Source organism: Cupriavidus cauae (assembly GCF_026210475.1).
Lineage (GTDB): Bacteria > Pseudomonadota > Gammaproteobacteria > Burkholderiales > Burkholderiaceae > Cupriavidus > Cupriavidus cauae.
Genome location: NZ_CP080294.1, coordinates 1,346,081 through 1,364,975, shown reverse-complemented (window position 1 = coordinate 1,364,975; position 18,895 = coordinate 1,346,081). Strand labels below are relative to the sequence as shown.

Annotated in this window: 17 protein-coding genes and 2 tRNA genes; 11 read left to right on the top strand and 8 right to left on the bottom strand. The window is 67.9% G+C overall.

From position 1 onward, the window contains the following. Nucleotides 1–71 precede the first annotated feature (71 nt). From KZ686_RS21415 to KZ686_RS21405, 3 genes are all read right to left on the bottom strand, one after another. Nucleotides 72–668, bottom strand: a complete 597-nt coding sequence (locus KZ686_RS21415) for a CDP-alcohol phosphatidyltransferase family protein (protein WP_226107055.1) — start codon at nt 666–668, stop codon at nt 72–74. 193 nt (nt 669–861) lie between these two features. Further along, nucleotides 862–1,329, bottom strand: coding sequence for a DUF2127 domain-containing protein (locus KZ686_RS21410; protein WP_149316363.1), 468 nt, complete (start codon nt 1,327–1,329; stop codon nt 862–864). Nucleotides 1,330–1,378: 49 nt separating this feature from the next. After that, nucleotides 1,379–1,774 carry an NINE protein gene (locus tag KZ686_RS21405; protein WP_223129660.1) on the bottom strand — a complete coding sequence of 132 codons (396 nt, stop codon included), beginning with the start codon at nt 1,772–1,774 and terminating at the stop codon, nt 1,379–1,381. Nucleotides 1,775–1,931: 157 nt separating this feature from the next. Here KZ686_RS21405 and KZ686_RS21400 point away from each other — a divergent pair. The 8 genes from KZ686_RS21400 to KZ686_RS21365 all read left to right on the top strand — a co-directional run bounded on the left by KZ686_RS21400 (nt 1,932) and on the right by KZ686_RS21365 (nt 8,388). Further along, a tRNA-Glu gene (locus tag KZ686_RS21400) sits at nt 1,932–2,007 on the top strand. A gap of 101 nt (nt 2,008–2,108) precedes the next feature. Continuing rightward, nucleotides 2,109–2,185: transfer RNA gene (locus KZ686_RS21395), tRNA-Asp, on the top strand. Between the two features lie 232 nt (nt 2,186–2,417). Then, nucleotides 2,418–2,918 carry a GFA family protein gene (locus KZ686_RS21390; protein ID WP_149316365.1) on the top strand — a complete coding sequence of 167 codons (501 nt, stop codon included), beginning with the start codon at nt 2,418–2,420 and terminating at the stop codon, nt 2,916–2,918. 259 nt (nt 2,919–3,177) lie between these two features. Further along, entirely contained in the window at nt 3,178–4,296 is a 1,119-nt protein-coding gene (locus tag KZ686_RS21385) for a glycosyltransferase family 4 protein (RefSeq protein WP_150082855.1), read from the top strand. Between the two features lie 19 nt (nt 4,297–4,315). Next, nucleotides 4,316–6,532, top strand: coding sequence for an amylo-alpha-1,6-glucosidase (locus tag KZ686_RS21380; protein ID WP_265633598.1), 2,217 nt, complete (start codon nt 4,316–4,318; stop codon nt 6,530–6,532). A gap of 175 nt (nt 6,533–6,707) precedes the next feature. Further along, a complete protein-coding gene (locus KZ686_RS21375; RefSeq protein WP_149316368.1) occupies nt 6,708–7,112 on the top strand; it encodes an OsmC family protein in 405 nt (134 codons plus the stop codon). A 39-nt stretch (nt 7,113–7,151) separates the two neighbouring features. Beyond that, entirely contained in the window at nt 7,152–7,703 is a 552-nt protein-coding gene (locus tag KZ686_RS21370) for a M23 family metallopeptidase (RefSeq protein ID WP_370639509.1), read from the top strand. Nucleotides 7,704–7,776: 73 nt separating this feature from the next. Next, nucleotides 7,777–8,388 carry an AAA family ATPase gene (locus KZ686_RS21365; RefSeq protein ID WP_265633597.1) on the top strand — a complete coding sequence of 204 codons (612 nt, stop codon included), beginning with the start codon at nt 7,777–7,779 and terminating at the stop codon, nt 8,386–8,388. Here the strand turns inward: KZ686_RS21365 and KZ686_RS21360 are convergent. Then, nucleotides 8,381–9,304, bottom strand: coding sequence for a LysR family transcriptional regulator (locus tag KZ686_RS21360; RefSeq protein ID WP_226106691.1), 924 nt, complete (start codon nt 9,302–9,304; stop codon nt 8,381–8,383). The two genes, KZ686_RS21365 and KZ686_RS21360, sit on opposite strands and share 8 nt — an antisense overlap. A gap of 178 nt (nt 9,305–9,482) precedes the next feature. Between KZ686_RS21360 and KZ686_RS21355 the strand changes: the two genes are divergently transcribed. Both KZ686_RS21355 and KZ686_RS21350 read left to right on the top strand, forming a co-directional pair. Beyond that, nucleotides 9,483–10,673: an MFS transporter gene (locus KZ686_RS21355; RefSeq protein ID WP_150082915.1), complete on the top strand. Its 1,191-nt coding sequence runs from the start codon at nt 9,483–9,485 to the stop codon at nt 10,671–10,673. A 123-nt stretch (nt 10,674–10,796) separates the two neighbouring features. Continuing rightward, nucleotides 10,797–11,009 (top strand): DUF3820 family protein, encoded by a 213-nt coding sequence (locus KZ686_RS21350; RefSeq protein ID WP_149316540.1) that lies wholly within the window; start codon nt 10,797–10,799, stop codon nt 11,007–11,009. Here KZ686_RS21350 and KZ686_RS21345 read toward each other — a convergent pair. After that, on the bottom strand, nt 11,006–11,950 hold the full coding sequence (locus KZ686_RS21345; protein WP_265633596.1) for a cation diffusion facilitator family transporter: 945 nt from the start codon (nt 11,948–11,950) through the stop codon (nt 11,006–11,008). The two genes, KZ686_RS21350 and KZ686_RS21345, sit on opposite strands and share 4 nt — an antisense overlap. Nucleotides 11,951–12,042: 92 nt before the next feature. Continuing rightward, entirely contained in the window at nt 12,043–12,951 is a 909-nt protein-coding gene (locus tag KZ686_RS21340) for a LysR family transcriptional regulator (protein WP_265633595.1), read from the bottom strand. Nucleotides 12,952–13,107: 156 nt separating this feature from the next. Between KZ686_RS21340 and KZ686_RS21335 the strand changes: the two genes are divergently transcribed. After that, a complete protein-coding gene (locus tag KZ686_RS21335) occupies nt 13,108–13,869 on the top strand; it encodes an SDR family NAD(P)-dependent oxidoreductase (RefSeq protein ID WP_149316372.1) in 762 nt (253 codons plus the stop codon). Between the two features lie 139 nt (nt 13,870–14,008). Here the strand turns inward: KZ686_RS21335 and KZ686_RS21330 are convergent, their stop codons facing one another. Together KZ686_RS21330 and KZ686_RS21325 are read right to left on the bottom strand one after the other, a co-directional pair. Further along, entirely contained in the window at nt 14,009–15,496 is a 1,488-nt protein-coding gene (locus KZ686_RS21330; protein WP_265633594.1) for an efflux transporter outer membrane subunit, read from the bottom strand. An 80-nt stretch (nt 15,497–15,576) separates the two neighbouring features. Continuing rightward, entirely contained in the window at nt 15,577–18,777 is a 3,201-nt protein-coding gene (locus KZ686_RS21325; protein WP_149316374.1) for an efflux RND transporter permease subunit, read from the bottom strand. Nucleotides 18,778–18,895: the final 118 nt, after the last annotated feature.

The following is an 18,895-nucleotide window of genomic DNA, read 5'->3' as shown; positions in this document are numbered from 1 at the left end:
GTCGCATTCGGTGGCCGCATTCGGTGGCCGCATTCGGTGGCCGCAGACGATCGCCGCGGACGATCACCCCGTCAGAACTTCGGAATCCGCAGCGTCTTGCTGATCATCAGCGAGCCCGACAGCACGAACAGCAGCACGAGCGGATGCAGTACCGCCGGGCCGAGCGTCCAGGCACCGCCGAACAGCGCATCGCCGATGCGGCCCTGCCAGGCGCACAGCGCCAGCACGCCGGTCAGCACCACGCTGGTCGGGATCGGCGTGCCCTCGAAATAGGACACCTTGCCGCTGGCGCCGGACAGCGATTCGGCCGTGACGTTGAAGCGCGCGAGCCGGCTGACGCCGCAGCAGACGAAATAGATCAGCGCGAGCAGATCCCAGCCGCCGCGCATGCCGGCGGCAAAGGCCAGCGTCGCGGGACCGACGCCGAACGAGATGATGTCGGCCAGCGAATCGAGCTCGCGGCCCAGCGCCGAATGCGCGTGGCGCCAGCGCGCGACACGGCCGTCGATCACGTCGAAGAAGAAGGCGGCGGGCGCGAAGGCCGCCGCGATCAGGAAGTGCCGCAGCGACTGGCTGTCGATGTAGAACATCGCGAAGAACACCGATGCCATGCCGCAGGCCGCATTGGCCAGCGTAAAGACGTCGGCCAGCGCCAGTTCGCGGATCATCGAGAAATGCCGCGGCCGTGCGGATGGATCGGCCGATGATCGGGTCGGATCGTTCGATTCAGGCATGTCTGGCTCCTCGCGTGGTCGGTCTTCGAGAGTCCCCCTGGGCCCTCTCGTCCCCTCGTTCCGCTTGTTCCCCTGGCGATCCCCCTGTCCGCCCCGATGCCCGGGCCGTGCCGGCATCAGGCGCCCGTCATCGCGGCGTGCCGCGTCGGCGGGCCAGGCTTGCGGCCAGATAGGCGACGATCGCCACGTTGGCGACGGCCACGCCGATGTGTATCCAGGTCGGATGCCGCGCCGCTTCGTAAAGTTCCACCGGAATATAGATCGCACCGGACCAGACGCCCAGCCATTGGGCCCAGGCGCGTTCGTGCCACAGGCCATAGGCCTCGGCGAATCGCATCGCGGCATAGATCGCGGCCGACGCGCCGATGGCCCACAGGCGCGGATCGTCGGGATGCGCCGCCAGCGACAGGAAGATCGTCGGATAGCGGCTGCCGGGATTCAGGTGCAGGCGCGCGACGATGGCCTCGGCCAGCGCCTGCGCGTCGCGATGCAGCAGCGCCGCCAGGCCGATGCCGGCCAGCACCACCAGCGCGCCCTTGGTCGCCTCCAGCAGCGCGATGCCTTTCAGCCCGAGGGTGCCTTGCCTGCCTGCCATGGTTCAGCGCTCCGCGCGCATGGGACGCGGTCCGCCGCTCAGGAGAAGCTCAGGAGAACACGCGGTTCTTGTCGGACACCTGGTCATTGAGCGTCCAGAAGTCGTACAGCACGCCGATCAGGAAGAAGCCGCCGGTCACCAGATACAGCAGGCCGGTCAGCCATTTGCCCATATACATCCGATGCACGCCGAAGATGCCGAGGAAGGTCAGCAGAATCCAGGCGATATTGAAATCGACGCGGCCCGAGGTAAAGCGGCGGTCGGCATCCCGGTCCATGCCCGGAATCAGGAACAGGTCGATCAGCCAGCCGATGCCCAGCAGGCCGAGCGTCAGGAACCAGATCGTGCCGGTCACCGGTTTGCCATAGTAGAAGCGATGCGAGCCGGTAAAACCGAAGATCCAGAGCAAATAACCGATCAGCTTGCTGTGCGTGTCCTGAAGCATGTCCATCCTCATGTTGTCGTGCCGGAATGATGCCATAGGCATCTGTCGGACCCGCCGATTCACCAATCGCATCGAAGAGGCTTCACAGGCAAAAAAATCGGCGTTATACTTGCGCCCCTCGCGACGCAAAACACAGCGTCAATGCGAAACGGTTCCAGTCCCCTTCGTCTAGAGGCCTAGGACATCACCCTTTCACGGTGAGTACAGGGGTTCGAATCCCCTAGGGGACGCCAGCTTGACCGGATGCCATGCATCCGGACGCCGGCTGGACCGCTCGCTGCAATGCCGGCAACCATGCCAAGCAGTGCGGCGGCGCCAGCAGGCAAGCCGACAAGGAGTGGTAGTTCAGTCGGTTAGAATACCGGCCTGTCACGCCGGGGGTCGCGGGTTCGAGTCCCGTCCACTCCGCCAGCAAAAGCAGAAAACCCGCCAATCGCAAGATCGGCGGGTTTTTTGTTTTGGCGCGGCGTCTTCGCTGCTGACCGATAGGCGCATTGCATTGGTATCGGCCTCGTATCGGCCTCGTATCGGCCTCGTATCGGCCTGGTATTGGTCTGGTACAGGCCTGGTATTGGATTGGTATTCCGCCGGCCAGCTTCCACAATAGGAACCTCGATCCACCACTCCTGGATATGAGGTCGCCATGCATCTGGAAGGCTCCTGTCATTGCGGCGCGGTGCGTTTCAGCGTCGAGTCGTCTTCGTATTACCCCTTCATGCATTGCCATTGCTCGATCTGCCGCAAGACCGCGGGCTCCGGCGGCTATGCGATCAATCTCGGCGCGGACGCCAACACGCTGCGCGTACGCGGCCGCAAGCATCTGGGCATCTATCACGCCGTGATGCGCGAGCCCGGCAAGCGCGCGACCCGCTCGCCGGCGTCGCGGCATTTCTGCCTGCAATGCGGCAGCCCGCTGTGGCTGTGGGACCCGCGCTGGCCGGAACTGGTCCATCCCCATGCGTCGGCGATCGACACCCCGCTGCCGCGCCCGCCGGAGGTCGTCGAGGCGGCGCTGGACTATGCCGCGCCCTGGGTCGACGTGCCGCGCGGCAAGGGGCATGTCCATTGCCGCCAGTGGCCCGACGAATCGCTGGCGCAATGGCATGCCCGGCATGGCCTCGGCGACGGCAATGGCGAGCGCTGACGCCGTCGGACCACCGGCCGGCAAGGGCCGCATGCGGCCCGTCCTTCACACCGCTTCCGCATCGCATATAACTAGCTGAAGAGGGCGGCGCCGCTACGCGCCGCCCAAAAAAATTTTTGCCGGGCGGCTCTTGAAGGTCACACAGCCGCCCTTAATTTGGCGTCGGCCCGTCTTCTCTGGAACGGCACCCACGCCGCATCGGCCATCGCGGCCGTGCGGCTTCCGGACAGTCAACTTCGCTTGAAGAGGAGGTTTGCTGATGAAGATTGCCCAGATCGCCCCGCTTGCCGAGCGTTGCCCGCCCAAGCTCTACGGGGGCACCGAGCGCATCGTGTCCTATCTGACCGAAGAGCTTGTCCGCCAGGGTCATGACGTGACCCTGTTCGCCAGCGGCGACTCCAGGACCGCCGCCCGGCTGGTACGCGGCTCCGACATCGCGCTACGGCTCGATCCCAGGGTGAAAGACCCGATCCCCTATCACATCATGATGCTGGACGAGGTCCGCCGGCGTGCCGACGACTTCGACGTGCTGCACTTCCACATCGACCTGCTGCATTTCCCGCTGATCCGCGACATCGCCGAGCGCACCGTCACCACGCTGCATGGCCGGCTCGATCTGCCCGACCTGGTGCCCTTCTATCGCGCCTTCCCCGAATTTCCGCTGGTGTCGATCTCCGACGACCAGCGCCGCCCGATGCCGCCCGTCAACTGGGTCGGCACGGTGCACCATGGCCTGCCGCGCGACCTGCTGCCTTTCACCGCCGAGGCGAAGGGCGGCTATCTGGCCTTCCTCGGCCGCATCTCGCCCGAAAAACGGCCCGATCGCGCCATCGAAATCGCCGCGCGCACCGGCATGCCGCTGAAGATCGCCGCCAAGATCGACAAGGCCGACCAGGCCTATTGGGACGAAGTCATCGCGCCGATGATCGCCGCGCATCCGAAGGTCAAGTTCATCGGCGAAATCAACGAGCATCAGAAGGCCGAATTCCTCGGCAACGCGCGCGCGCTGCTGTTCCCGATCGACTGGCCGGAGCCCTTCGGCCTGGTGATGATCGAGGCGATGGCCTGCGGCACGCCGGTGATCGCCTACCGCTGCGGCTCGGTGCCCGAAGTCATCGACGAGGGGGTGACCGGCTTTATCGTCGAGGACATCGAGCAGGCCGCGCAGGCGGTCGGACGCATCGACGAACTGGACCGCGGCAGGATCCGCGCGACCTTCGAGCAGCGCTTCACCGTGGAACGAATGGCGCAGCAGTATGTCGAGATCTATCGCAGCCTGGCCGATGTCAGCGCCGGTGCGCTGCTGCGCCGAGCCATGGGTGCAACGGTGGGCGGCGTGACCGGCAGCGACCGTGTCGGCCTGCCCGCCCTCGCCTGAACCGCAAAGGATCGCGACGATGCCAACCGCCAGCACTGTTGCCGCCTCCCACGCGCCGGCGCCCACCGGGCCCGGCGGTACCCAGCTCGCCCAGTTCTTCATCCCGGCCGCCGCGTCGCTGCAGGAGCGCAGGCCGCGCACGCTCAAGCATGGCGACACCTTCGCGGTGTTCGACCACAACGGCGATGCGCTGTCCGGCCCCGGCAGTCCCGAGGGCATATTCCATCGGGACACCCGCCACCTGTCGCACCTGTTCCTCTCGATCGACGGCGCGCGGCCGATGCTGCTGTCGTCGACGCTGCGCGACGACAACGCGACGCTGACCTGCGACCTGACCAATCCCGATCTGTTCGATGGCGATGGCCAGCTGAAGATCGAGCACGATCTGCTGCATCTGCGCCGCTCGCGCTTTCTGTGGAACGCGACCTGCTACGAACGGCTGATCATCCGCAACTTCGACGAGAAGCCGCGCCGCATCCAGCTCGAACTCGCGTTCGCGGCGGACTTCGCCGACCTGTTCGAGGTCCGCGGCTCGAAACGCGAGCGCCGCGGCGAACATCATCCGCCCCGCATCAGCAACAATCGGGTCATCCTCGGCTATACCGGGCTCGATCAGCAGAGCCGGCACACGGCGCTGCTGTTCGATCCGGCGCCGACCCGGCTGACCGGCAACTGCGCGCGCTTCACGCTCGATATCCAGCCGAAGGAGGCGCGCCTGCTGTTCGTCGAGATCCGCTGCGGTATCGGCGAGATTCCGCAGCAGACCCGCTGCGCCTTCTTCAGCGCGCTGCGCGACGCCCGGCGGGCGCTGCGCAACTCGGCCTCGCGCGCGGCCTCGATCGTGACCTCGAACGAGATCTTCAACGAGGCGGTCCGGCGCAGCGTATCGGACCTGTACATGCTGATCACCGATACGCCGGAGGGTCCCTATCCTTATGCCGGGATTCCGTGGTTCAGCACCGTGTTCGGCCGCGATGCGCTGATCACCGCGCTGGAGACGCTGTGGCTGGACCCGAATATCGCGCGCGGCGTGCTCGGCTATCTGGCGGCCAACCAGGCCACCGAGAACGATGCGGCCGCCGACGCCGAGCCGGGCAAGATCCTGCACGAGGTCCGGCACGGCGAGATGGCGGAGCTCGGCGAGGTGCCGTTCCGCCGCTACTACGGCAGCATCGACTCGACGCCGCTGTTCGTGATGCTGGCCGGCGCCTATCTGCATCGCACGGGAGATCTCGGCACGCTGCAGCGGCTGTGGCCGAGCCTCGAGGCCGCGCTGCAATGGATCGAGCGCTATGGCGACCGCGATGGCGACGGCTTCGTCGAGTACAGCAGGCGCACCACCGAAGGGCTGGTCAATCAGGGCTGGAAGGACAGCCAGGACTCGGTCTTCCATGCCGACGGCACGCTGGCCAGGGGCCCGATCGCGCTGGCGGAGGTGCAGGCCTACGTCTACGGCGCCTGGCAGGCCGGCGCCGATATCGCCGCGCAACTGGGCATGACCGAGCGTGCGACCCAATGCGCGGCGCGCGCCGAGGCCCTGCGCGCGGCCTTCGATGCGGAGTTCTTCGACGAGGCGCTCGGCACCTATGTGCTCGCGCTCGATGGCGACAAGCGCCCATGCCGGGTGCGCACGTCGAACGCCGGCCATGCGCTGCTGACCGGCATCGCGCTGCCCGAGCGCGCCCCCGCGGTGGTACGTACGCTGATGTCGGGAACGTCGTTCTGCGGCTGGGGCGTGCGCACCGTGGCGTCGACCGAGGCGCGCTACAACCCGATGAGCTATCACAACGGCTCGGTCTGGCCGCACGACAATGCGCTGATCGCGGGCGGCATGGCGCGCTACGGCTTCCATCGCGAAGCAGCGCGGATTTTCGAGGGCCTGTTCGCGGCCTCCACCTATATCGACCTGCGCCGGTTGCCCGAGCTGTTCTGCGGCTTCCCGCGCCAGGGCACGCAGGGCCCGACCTTCTATCCGGTCGCCTGCACCCCGCAGGCTTGGGCCGCGGCCGCACCGCTATACATGCTGCAGGCCAGCCTCGGGCTCGGCTTCGACACCGAGCGCGTGCATATCACCTTCGACGAGCCGGCGCTGCCAGCCTTCCTCGACGAGGTGGTCTTCCGCAATCTGGCGGTCGGCGGCGGCTCGGCCGACGTCGCGCTGCGGCGCTCGGGCCGGCATGTCGTCGTCGACATGCTGGAACGGCGCGGACCGGTGCGGGTGCTGACGACGAATTGACGAGGAACTGACGAGGGATCGACCGGGATTCCGGGCGCCCTGGCACCGAGGCTGGCTGTACGCGAGAGCGCTTAAGTGATAGTGTGAACCGCTCCGGCACCGGCCTCGGCAGTCAGCATTTTCGGTACCGTCCCATCTTTCCCCTCTTTCCCTCCCCTGCAAGGAGCCGCCCGTCATGACCCCGGTTTCCCACGCCAGTGTCCGCGCCGCCGGACCGAACTACCGGCACGAAATCACCACCGGCAAGCATCAGCTGGTGGCCGACGAGCCTGCCAAGGCGGGCGGGCAGGATGCCGGGCCGGCTCCGTACGACTATGTGCTGACCGGGCTCGGTGCCTGCACGGCGATCACGCTGCGCATGTATGCGGACCGCAAGGGCTGGGACCTCGGCGATCTGCGCGTCGAGCTGACCTTGCTGAAAAACCGCGACGGCGATACGCGCATCGAACGCACGCTGCACGCGTCGGCGGCGCTGAGCGACGAGCAATGGGAACGCCTACTGGAGATCGCCGGCAAGACGCCGGTCACGCTGACGCTGCAGGCCGGCGTGTCGATCGCGACCACCAGGGCAACCGCCTGAGTCCGCGCCGATCGGCGAACACCGCGGCAGCCTGACCCCGTGTCGATCCTGCGCAGGCGTTCGGGGTGGTTATGGGTCGCGGCCTTCGCGGCGGCGGCATGGTGGGCCTGGCCACGCGTCCAGCCGGTGCTGGACCGCGTGTTCTACGGCATGCGCCTCGCGGCGATGCCGGCGCCCAAAGCGCTGCCGGTGCCCGTCGCAGGCGTACCGGCCAACGCCTTGCGCGATACCTGGAACGCCCCGCGCTCCGGCGGCCGGCAGCATCAGGGCATCGACATCTTCGCGCCGCGAGGTCGCGAGGTCGTGTCGGCCACCGAAGGCATCGTGTCCCGCGTCGGCACCAACAATCTCGGTGGCCAAGTGGTCTGGGTCATGGGACCGGGCCGGCAGATGCACTACTACGCCCACCTCGACCGCTATGGCGAGATCGCGCCCGGTGATCGCGTCACTCCCGGCACCGTGCTCGGGTATGTCGGCAATACCGGCAACGCGCGCGGCACGCCGCCGCATCTGCACTACGGCATCTATACGCCGACCGGTGCGATCAATCCCTATCCGTTGTTGACGGCGCGCATCGCGACGTCGAAGTAAGCCGGCACGCGCCCGGCCGTCCATGCTTCACCATTCGCAGCGCCCCGAAATTCCAATCATCCAGAAGAAGCCAATGTCGGCACCAAGCTTCAACCAGACCGAACACCATGCCGCAGCCGGCGTCGCCGGCCATATCGACCGCCTGATCGTCTTCACCGGCGGCCCGGGCTCGGGCAAGAGCACGCTGATCGATGCGCTGGAGCAGCTCGGCCATGCCCGCTCGGAGGAAGCGGGCCGCGGCATCATCCAGGACCAGGTCGCGATCGAGGGCCCGGCGCTGCCATGGCGCGACCGGCAGGTCTTCGCCGAGGCGATGCTCGGCTGGGAACTGCGCTCGTATCGTCTGGCGCAGCGGCATACCGGCCCGGTGCTGTTCGACCGCGGCGTGCCGGACGTGATCGGCTATCTGCGGCTGTGTGAGCTGCCGGTGCCCGACCATCTGCGGCGCGCCGCGGCGACGTTCCGCTATCGCCAGCAGGTCTTCATCGCACCGCCCTGGCCGGAAATCTACCGGCACGACGCCGAGCGCAAGCAGAGCCTGGACGAGGCCGAACGGACCTATCACGCGGTGGCACAGGCCTATCGCGATTGCGGCTATACGCTGATCGAGCTGCCGCGCGTCGACGTGGCGGCGCGCGTGCGTTTCGTGCTCGAGCGGATCGGCACCGCGCGCGCGGTCATTTGAGTCCGCTGTCGCGCTCCCACGGCGGGATATCGCCGAAGCGCTCGGCCAGGAAATCGACCAGCGCTCGCACGCGCGGCGGCACCAGTCGTCGCTGCGGCATCACCGCATAGATGCCCGTGTCCGGGATCTGGTAGTCCGGCAGCACCTGCACCAGACGGCCGGCACGCAGCATCGGGCAGACATGCCAGTACGAATGCAGCGCGATGCCGAGACCGCCCAGCGCCGCGTCCGACAGCAATTCGCCGGTATTGGCCTCGATCCGGCCCCGCACCCGCACAGCAATCTCTCGGCCGTCACGGTCTTCGAGCCGCCACAGGTCCTGCCTGCCCTGGCTGCCCACCAGCACCAGGCATTCGTGTTGGGCCAGCTCTTCCGGCGTGCGCGGGGTGCCATGCCGGCGCAGATAGTCCGGCGACGCGCACAGCAGCCGCCGATTGTTGGCGAGCTTGCGCGCGACCAGCGTCGAATCGTCGAGCGCGCCGATGCGAACCGCCAAGTCGAAGCCCGCACTGACCAGATCCACCACGCGGTCGTCCAGATGAATGTTCAGCCGAAGTTGCGGATGCCGCGCCATGAATTCGGGCAGCAGCGGCGACAGGTACTGGCGGCCGAACGACGATGCCGTGGTCACACGCAGCGTACCGGTGACCTCGCCACCGGCCCGGCGCAACGAGCTGCCGAGGGCCTCCAGTTCCTCGACCAGCCCGCGGCCCTGCTCGGCCAGCGCCGCGCCTTCGGGCGTCGGGTGCAGCCGGCGCGTCGTCCGGTGCAGCAGGCGTACGCTCAGGTCCTGCTCCAGCCGCTTCAGGCGCTGGCTGGCCACGGCCACCGACAGGTCGAGACTGCGCGCGGCAGCGCTGATCGAGCCGAGGTCCAGTACGCGCAGGAACAGCGCGATATCGCCGATTCGGTCCATGACTATCAATCGGATATTGAAACTGATTCATGATACCGCCGGTTTTTCAAAAAGATGCGGGCGGGCAAACTGCGGGCCTTCCAATAGGAGAGTTGTCATGGCCGCCCCGCCTACCGCCACTACCCCGTCCACCACCCCACCCACTGCCAAGCCTCCTGCCAAGCCCGCGCGCGCAGGCATGCCGCTGGCGCTCTACGCGCTGACCGCCGGCTCGTTCGGCATCGGCTGCGCCGAATTCGTGATCATGGGCCTGCTGCTGCAGGTCAGCGCCGACCTGCACGTGTCGATCGCCTCGGCCGGCATGCTGGTGTCCGGCTATGCGTTCGGTGTCGCCGCCGGCGCGCCGATCCTGACGCTGCTGACCCGCCGCATGCCGCGCAAGGCCGTGCTGCTGGCGCTGATGGTGATCTACACCGTCGGCAACGCGGCCTGCGCGCTGGCGCCCGACTACACCACGCTGATGATCGCCCGCGTGATCACCTCGCTGACGCATGGCACCTTCTTCGGCGTCGGCGCCGTGGTGGCGACCGGCCTGGTGCCGGAAGACCGCCGCGCCTCGGCGATCTCGGTGATGTTCTCCGGCCTGACGCTGGCCACGCTGCTCGGCATGCCCGCCGGCGCCTGGCTGGGCCTGCATCTGGGCTGGCGTTCGACGTTCTGGGCGATGACGCTGATCGGGCTGGTATCGCTCGTCGTGATCGGCATGCTGGTCAAGGCCAGCCGCGACCACAGCGCGCCGGCCTCGTTGAAGGACGAGCTGGCGACCATGGTGCGGCCGCAGGTGATGCTGGGCCTGGCCATGACGATCCTGCAGGCCATCGGCATCTTCGCGGTGATCACCTACGTGCAGCCGCTGCTGACCAAGGTGGCCGGCTATGGCGAGGCGGCGGTGTCGCCGATCCTGCTGCTGTTCGGCGCCGGCATGATCGTCGGCAATCTGCTCGGTGGCAGGCTGGCGGACCGCCGTCCGGTCGCCGCGGTGCTCGCCACGCTGCTCTCGCTCGCCTCTGTGCTGGCGCTGATGACCTTCGCCATCCACCACCAGGTCGCGGTGGTGGCCTTCGTCGGCATCCTCGGCATCGCGGCCTTCGCCACGGTGTCGCCGCTCCAACTGCGCGTGCTGCGGCACGCGCGCGGACCGGGCCAGAACCTGGCGTCGAGCTTCAATATCGCCGCCTTCAACCTCGGCAATGCGCTGGGCGCCTGGCTCGGCGGCATGGTGATCGACCACGGTCCAGGCCTGACCGCCCTGCCCTGGGTTGCCGCGCTGGCTCCGCTGTCGGCACTGGCGGTCGCGGCCTGGAGCGTGCGGCTGGAACGGGCACGGCCGTCGTTGCCTGCGTGTGCGGCGGGGGCCGAGGCCGGTTGATGGGGCACAGTTGCTCCCCGGGGACCGACACGTGAGGACGCGGCCATGGATCCGCTACGATATGGGGCAACCGCGACAAGGCGACGAGCCGCCGGCAAGCGCAGTTGCGGCCCCCTTATCTCCATGCACCCCGAAGACCTGCAACTCCTCGTCACCCGCACCATGCCGTTCGGCAAGTACAAGGGCCGGCTGATCGCCGATCTGCCGGGCAATTACCTGAACTGGTTTGCGCGCGAAGGGTTTCCGCCGGGTGAGATCGGGCGGTTGCTGGCGTTGATGCAGGAGCTCGACCACAACGGCCTGTCGCATCTGCTCGCGCCGCTGCGAAAGCGCTAGCCGGCTGCGCGGTCGACGGTGGCGCCGCCACGGCGCACCGGGTCCATGTGGGTCATCACGTCGAGCACGTCGCGGTTTTCCATCGCGCGCCGGCGCGCCTCCATCGCGATCGCGTGGCCCTGCTCGACGGTCAGCATCGCCTCCATCTCCAGATGCACGTCGACCAGGATCAGGTCGCCCATCTTGCGCGTACGCAGGTCGTGTACGCCCAGCACGCCCGGCGTGGACAACAGGCTGTGCCGGATTGCCTCGACGGTGTGCGCGTCCGCGCCGCGGTCCATCAGGTCCTGCATCGCATTCCAGCCAAAGCGCCAGCCCATGCGGATGATCATCAGGCCGACCACCATGGCGGCGACGGGATCGAGCCAGCGATAGCCGAGCAGGCTGCCGCCGATACCGAGCGCGACCACCAGCGACGACGCGGCATCCGAACGCGAATGCCAGGCGTTGGCCGCCAGCATGCTCGAGCGCACGCGGTGCGCGACCGACAGCAGATAGCGGAACAGCGATTCCTTCAGCACCAGCGTGCCGAGCGCGACCCACAATGCGGCCATGCCGACCGGCGGCGTGTCACCCGCGGGATCGACCTTGCCGGCCGCCGACCAGAGCATGCCCGCGCCGACGGCAAGCAGCAGTACGCCGAGCGCCAGCGAAGCCGCGTTCTCGAAGCGTTGGTGGCCGTACTGGTGGTCTTCGTCGGGCCCCTTGCCGCTGTGCATGCCTGCGAACAGCACGATGAAATCGGACAGCATGTCCGACAGCGAATGGACGGCATCGGCCAGCAGCGCCTGCGAGCCGGCGACGATGCCCGTGACGGCCTGCGCGACGGTCAGCACCAGATTGGCCGCCACGCTGACCAGCGTGCTGCGGCGCGCGGCGCGCTGCCGCAGCGCGGCATCGTCATGGTCGTGGGCGGGCTCGGTGGGACGGGGCTTGCTCATGGCCTCGACTGTACCGCAGCAACGTGGGCACTTCACGGGGCGGCCGTCCGTACGCGCTCATGCCTCGGCGATCCGCAAGCACGGCGCGCGCGTCAGGACACCGGTTCGAGGTGGGGTGCCAGGACCTGCGCGATCCAGTCCATGAAGACGCGCACGCGCCGCGGCAGATTGCGTCGCTGCGCATAGAGCAGCGTGACAGGCATCGCCGGCGGCCGGAAATCGGGCAGGACTTCGACCAGCTCGCCTGCGGCCAGCCTGGCCTGCATCGCCGTGGCTGGCGCCTGGATGATGCCCAGTCCGGCGACCGCCGCGGCTTCGTACGCGGCGCCGTTGTTGACGGTGACGGCGCCCGCCATCGGCATCGCCGCATGGCCGGCGCCATCGGGGTATTCGAAGCCGAGCGGGCGCTGCCCCAGTGTGCTGGCGTAGTGCACCAGCCGATGATCGCGAAGATCGTCGATGGTGCGAGGCACGCCATGGCGACGCAGATAGCCGGGACTGGCGCAGTTGATCAACCGCATCGCCCCCAACGGCCGCGCCACCAGGCTGCTGTCCTCCAGCGTGCCGACACGCACCACGCAGTCGAAGCCTTCGCGCACCACATCGACACGACGGTCGGTCCCGCTGATTTCGATGGAAAGCTCGGGATGCCTGTCGAGGAATTCCGGAAGCCGCGGAATCACGAACATCGAGGCCATGCCGGCCGGCATGTCGACGCGCAGCCGGCCCTTCAGCGCCCCGCCGTCGCGCTGGAACATCCCGTGCAGCTCGTCCATGTCATCGAGCAGATCGCGGGCACGCTCGTAGAACGCCTGCCCGTCGGCGGTCAGCTGGACCCGGCGCGTGGTCCGATGGAACAGCTGGGTGCCGAGGCTGGCCTCCAGCCGTTGCACCGCGATCGATACCGCGGCCTTCGACAGGTCGAGGCTGTCCGCGGCCCGGGCGAAGCCGCCGAGTTCGGCGACGCGCAGAACGATGCGCAGCGTGTCGAGGGAGTCCATGGGGTGGGTTGTCCGAGCAATTGTTTAGCGATGGAAAACAGAGCTATCGCGCCACGCCAGTTTATGCGTCACGGACGAATCAATAAAGTGGATTCACGCGGCTCGACCCCGATCCGCAACGCGAAACCCCCAACCCCCTTATCCGGAGTCCACTTCATGACCACAACTTCCACCATCGCCGTCATCACCGGCGGCAGCCGCGGCCTGGGCCGCAATGCCGCGATCCACCTGGCCCGCCAGGGCACCGACGTGATCCTGACCTACCGGGGCCAGCGCGCCGAGGCCGACAGCGCGGTCGCGGAGATCGAGCGGCTGGGCCGGCGCGCCGCCGCGCTGCAGCTGGACGTGGCCGACAGCCGCGCTTTCCCCGGCTTCGCGGCACAGGTCGAGTCGGTGCTGGCCGGCTGGGGCCGCAGCCGTTTCGATTTCCTGCTGAACAACGCCGGCATCGGCGTGCATGCCGCCTTTGCCGATACCACCGAAGAACAGTTCGACGAACTGATGCGCGTCCATCTGAAGGCGCCGTTCTTCCTGACGCAGGCCCTGCTCGGGCTGATCGCCGACGGCGGGCGCATCCTCAATGTGTCGACCGGCCTTGCCCGCTTCGCGCTGCCGGGCTACTCGGCGTACGCGACGATGAAGGGCGGCGTCGAAGTGCTGACGCGCTATCTGGCAAAGGAGCTGGGCCCGCGCGGCATCAGCGTCAACACGCTGGCGCCCGGGGCCATCGAGACCGACTTCAGCGGCGGCGTCGTGCGCGACAACGAGGAAGTCAACGCCTTCGTTTCTTCGGTGACCGCATTGGGCCGCCCCGGCAAGCCGGACGATATCGGCGCCGTGGTGGCGGCGTTGTTTGCCCCGGGCACCGGCTGGATCAACGCGCAACGGGTCGAGGCCTCGGGCGGCATGTTGCTCTGATCCTGGATGAAAAAAGAGGCCGGTCACGCCGGCCTCTCCCCTTGTTGCGGCACGCCCGCTGCCTGCGCACAGCAGACAGCGGGCGTGCTGCTTTATTGCCTCGCCACGATCACGCTGGCCGCGATCACCCTGATCGCGATCACCGTGCCGCCGCGTCGCTCGACGCCTGCACCGGCCCCCAACCGCCGCCGAGGCTGCGCACCAGCGCCACGGTGGCGGCGGCGCGCAGGCCCGCCACCTGATTGGCCGCGCGCTGCGATTGCAGCACGGTGCGATCCGCATCGATCACGGTCAGATAGTCGACCGCGCCGGCATCGTAGCGGCTGCGCGAGATGCGTTGCGCGCGGCGAGCCCCGGCGAGCGCGCTGTCGAGCGCGCTGGCCTGCTGCGACAGCCAGCGGACATCGGCCAGCCCATCCTCGACCTCGCGGAACGCCACCAGCACGGTCTGCCGGTAGGCAGCGACCGCTTCTTCATGCTGGGCGCGCGCCGCGGCCAGGTTGGCGCGGTTGCGGCCACCGTCGATGATCGGCGCCGCGATGGTCGAGCCGATCAGCGGGCCGAGCAGCCAGGCGCGCGAGGACCAGCGGAACAGATTCGACAGCTCGCTGGACTCGAAGCCGAACACGCCGGTCAACGAAATGCGCGGGAAGAACGCCGACTTGGCCACGCCGATGCGCGCGTTGGCCGCCGCCATCAGGCGCTCGGCCTGCGCGATGTCGGGCCGGCGCTCGAGCAGGTCCGACGGCAAGCCGGCCGGAATCGCCACCGGCGCGGTGTCGAAGGGGCGCTCGGCCAGCGCGAACTGCGACGGCGGCACGCCGGTCAGCACGGCGAGCGCATGCTCCTGGTTGGCGCGACGGCGCTCGATATCGGCCAGATCCGCGCGGGCGGTGCCAAGCTCGGCCTCGGCGCGTGCCGGATCGAGGTCGGTAGTCTCGCCGGCATCGAAACGGCGCTTGAGCAGGCGCACCGCGTCCTCGCGCAGCGCGATCGTCGCGCGCAGCAGCTGGCGCTCGGCGTCGAGCGTACGCAGCACGAAATAGGCCTGCGCAACGTCGGCCTGCAAGGTCAACTGCACCGAGCGGAACAGGTCCTCGGCCGCTTCGCCCTCGGCGCGCGCGGCACGGACGCTGTCGGCCACGCGGCCGAACAGGTCCACCTCGTAGCTGGCGATCGCGCGGGCCCGCAGCACGGTGCGCGGCGACACCGGCGTGCCGTCGGGCAAACCGAGCGAGGCCGCGGACGGCTGGCTGCGCGTCGGATCGAGGCCGACGCTCAGTTGCGGATACAGGTCGGCTTCGGCCACGCCGGTGAAGGCGCGCGCCTGCTTGACGCGCGCGGCCGCCGCCGCGAGGTCCTGGTTATTGCTGTTGGCCGCGTCGATCAGCCGATCGAGTTCGGCGTCGCCGAATACCTTCCACCATTGGCCGCGTTCGACGCCCTCGGCCGGCGTCGCCACCTTCCACTGGGCGCCTTCGGCCTGCGCGGCCTCGGCCTCCTTGAAGGCCGGGGCGGTCGCGGTTTCCGGCACCTTGTAGGTCGGCGCCAGCGAGCAGCCTGCCAGCACCAGCGCGGCGGCCAGCGTGGCCAGCCGCGGCATCCACGATTGCAGGTTTGCTGTCATGTCGTTGTTCCTTGATTCTCGTTCTTTGGCTCGTTCGGTGTGCTCCCTCCCCGGGGGAGCGAGCACACCTTCACTGCGACTCAATGTTGCGGTTCAGCCAGTGCCACGCTGTTGTCGGGCTTCGGCTCCGGCGCCGGCTCGGGCTGCGCCTTGCCGCGCGTGGCCAGCTTGCGCAGCGCCACGTAGAACACCGGCGTCAGGAACAGGCCGAAGAACGTCACGCCCAGCATGCCGGCGAACACCGCCACGCCCATCGCCTGGCGCATCTCCGCGCCCGCGCCGGTCGACACCACCAGCGGCACCACGCCCATGATGAAAGCGAACGAGGTCATCAGGATCGGGCGCAGACGCAGGCGGCTCGCCTCGATCGCGGCCTGCACGATGGTGCGGCCCTGATGCTCCAGCTCGCGGGCGAACTCCACGATCAGGATCGCGTTCTTCGCCGACAAGCCCACCAGCACGATGAAGCCGATCTGCGTGAAGATGTTGTTATCCCCACCTGACAGCCACACCCCGGTCAGCGCGGCCAGCAGCGACAGCGGCACGATCAGGATCACCGCCAGCGGCAGCGTCAGGCTCTCGTACTGCGCGGCCAGCACCAGGAATACCAGCAGCACGCACAGCGGGAAGATCCACACGCCCGCATTGCCGGCCAGGATGTCCTGATACGTCAGCTCGGTCCATTCGAACTTGATGCCCTTCGGCAGCGTCTCCGCGGCGATGCGCTCGGCCGCGGCCTGCGCCTGGCCCGAGGAGAAGCCGGGCGCCGGTCCGCCGTTCATGTCCGCGGCGGTAAAGCCGTTGTAGCGCACCACGCTGTCCGGACCGAAGCCCTGCTTGACCTGCACCATCGACGACAGCGGCACCATCTCGCCGGCGGCGTTGCGCGTCTTCAGCTGCAGGATGTCCTCGGCATGCTGGCGGTAGCTGGCATCCGCCTGCACCTTGACCTGGTAGGTACGGCCGAACTTGTTGAAGTCGTTGACGTAGGCCGAACCGAGATAGGTCTGCAGCGTGTCGAACACGTCGGTCACCGGCACGCCGAGCTGCTTGGCCTTGACGCGGTCGAGCTGCACGTCGAGCTGCGGCACGTTGACCTGGTAGTTGCTGAAGATGCCCGCCAGTTCCGGCGTCGCGCGCGCCTTGGTGGCGAACGCATTGGTCGCGGCAAACAGCGCGTCATAGCCGAGCGCGGCACGGTCCTCGATCATCAGCTTGAAGCCGCCGATGGTGCCCAGGCCCTGCACCGGGGGCGGCGGGAACACCGCGATGAACGCGTCCTGGATCGCGCCGTACTGCTGGTTCAGCTGCGCCGCGATCGCATTGCCGCTGAGGTCTTCCGACTTGCGCTCCTCGAACGGCTTGAGCGTGGCGAACACGATGCCCGCGCTCGGGCTGTTGGTGAAGCCGTTGATCGACAGGCCCGGGAAGGCCACCGCCGATTCCACGCCCGGATGCTTCAGCGCGATTTCCGACATGCGGCGGATCACGTCCTCGGTCCGATCGAGCGTCGCGCCATCGGGCAGCTTGGCGAAGCTGACCAGGTACTGCTTGTCCTGCGCCGGCACGAAGCCCTTCGGCACCATCTGGAAGATGCCCCAGGTCAGCGCCAGCATCACGGCGTAGACGCCGAACACCGCGCCCTTGCGGCGCACCACGCCCTTGACACCCTGCCCGTACCGTTCGGAACTGGCGCCGAAGAAGCGGTTGAAGCGCTTGAAGAAGCCGCCCAGCACGCGATCCATCGCGCGCGCCAGCCAGTCCTTCGGCGCGTCATGGCTGCGCAGCAGCAGCGCGGACAGCGCCGGCGACAGCGTCAGCGAGTTGAACGCCGAGATGATCGTCGAGATCGAGATGGTCAGCGCGAACTGCTTGTAGAACTGGCCGGTCAGGCCCGTCATGAAGGCCAGCGGCACGAACACGGCGCACAGCACCAGCGCGATCGCGATGATCGGGCCGCTGACTTCGCGCATGGCCTTGTAGGTGGCCTCCTTCGGCGACAGGCCTTCCTCGATGTTGCGCTCGACGTTCTCGACCACCACGATCGCGTCGTCGACCACGATACCGATCGCCAGTACCAGGCCGAACAGCGACAGCGCGTTGATCGAAAAGCCGAACGCGTACATCAGGCCGAACGTACCGACGATCGACACCGGCACCGCCAGCAGCGGGATGATCGACGCGCGCCAGGTCTGCAGGAACAGGATCACGACCAGCACCACCAGTGCGATCGCCTCGAACAGCGTGTGCGTGACCGCCTCGATACTGTGCCGTACGAACTGCGTCGGGTCGTAGACGATGCTGTAGTCGACGCCGTCCGGGAAGTTCTCCTTGAGCTCTTCCATGGTCTTGCGCACATCGTCCGAGATCTGGATCGCGTTCGATCCCGGCGCCTGGAAGATCGGAATCGCCACCGCCGGCTTGTTGTCGAGCAGCGAGCGCAGCGCGTATTCGGACGCGCCCAGCTCGATGCGCGCGACATCGCGCAGATAGGTCACGCCGCCGTCCGGCGAGGTGCGGACGATGATGCCGCCGAATTCCTCCTCGGTGTTCAGCCGGCCCTGCGCGTTGACGGACAGCTGCAGGTCGGTGCCCGGCAGCGACGGCGAGGCGCCGATCACGCCGGCGGCCACCTGCACGTTCTGCTCGCGGATCGCGCGCACCACGTCGCTGGCGGCGAGCTGGCGCTCGGCCATCTTCTCGGGATCGAGCCACACGCGCATCGCATAGTCGCCCGAGCCGAACAGCTGCACCTGACCCACGCCCTGGATACGCGCCAGGCGATCCTTGACGTTGATCACCGCGTAGTTGCGCAGGTAGGTCATGTCATAGCGATCGTTCGGCGAGACCAGGTGGACCACCATGGTCAGGTCGGGCGAGCTCTTGACGGTCGTGATGCCGAGCCGGCGCACGTCCTCGGGCAGGCGCGGCTCGGCCTGCGAGACGCGGTTCTGCACCAGCTGCTGGGCCTTGTCCGGGTCGGTGCCCAGCTTGAAGGTCACGGTCAGCGTCAGCAGGCCGTCGCTGTTCGACTGCGAGGACATGTACAGCATGTCCTCGACGCCGTTGATCTGCTCTTCCAGCGGCGAGGCGACGGTTTCGGCGATCACCTTCGGGTTGGCGCCCGGATACTGGGCACGCACCACGACCGACGGCGGCACGACTTCCGGATACTCGGAAATCGGCAGCTTGAACATGGCGATCGCGCCGATCAGGAAGATCAGCACCGATAGCACGCCGGCGAAGATCGGCCGGTCGATAAAGAATTTCGAGAGGTTCATGACGGGTCTCGATAAAAAAGGGAGCCCCTGGCGGTCCGTTTTCTGGACGCCATGGAAACGCATTTGGGCGATGCAGCTGGCTGACTGGGTCAGCTCAGGATGCCGTGGCTGGCGGGGC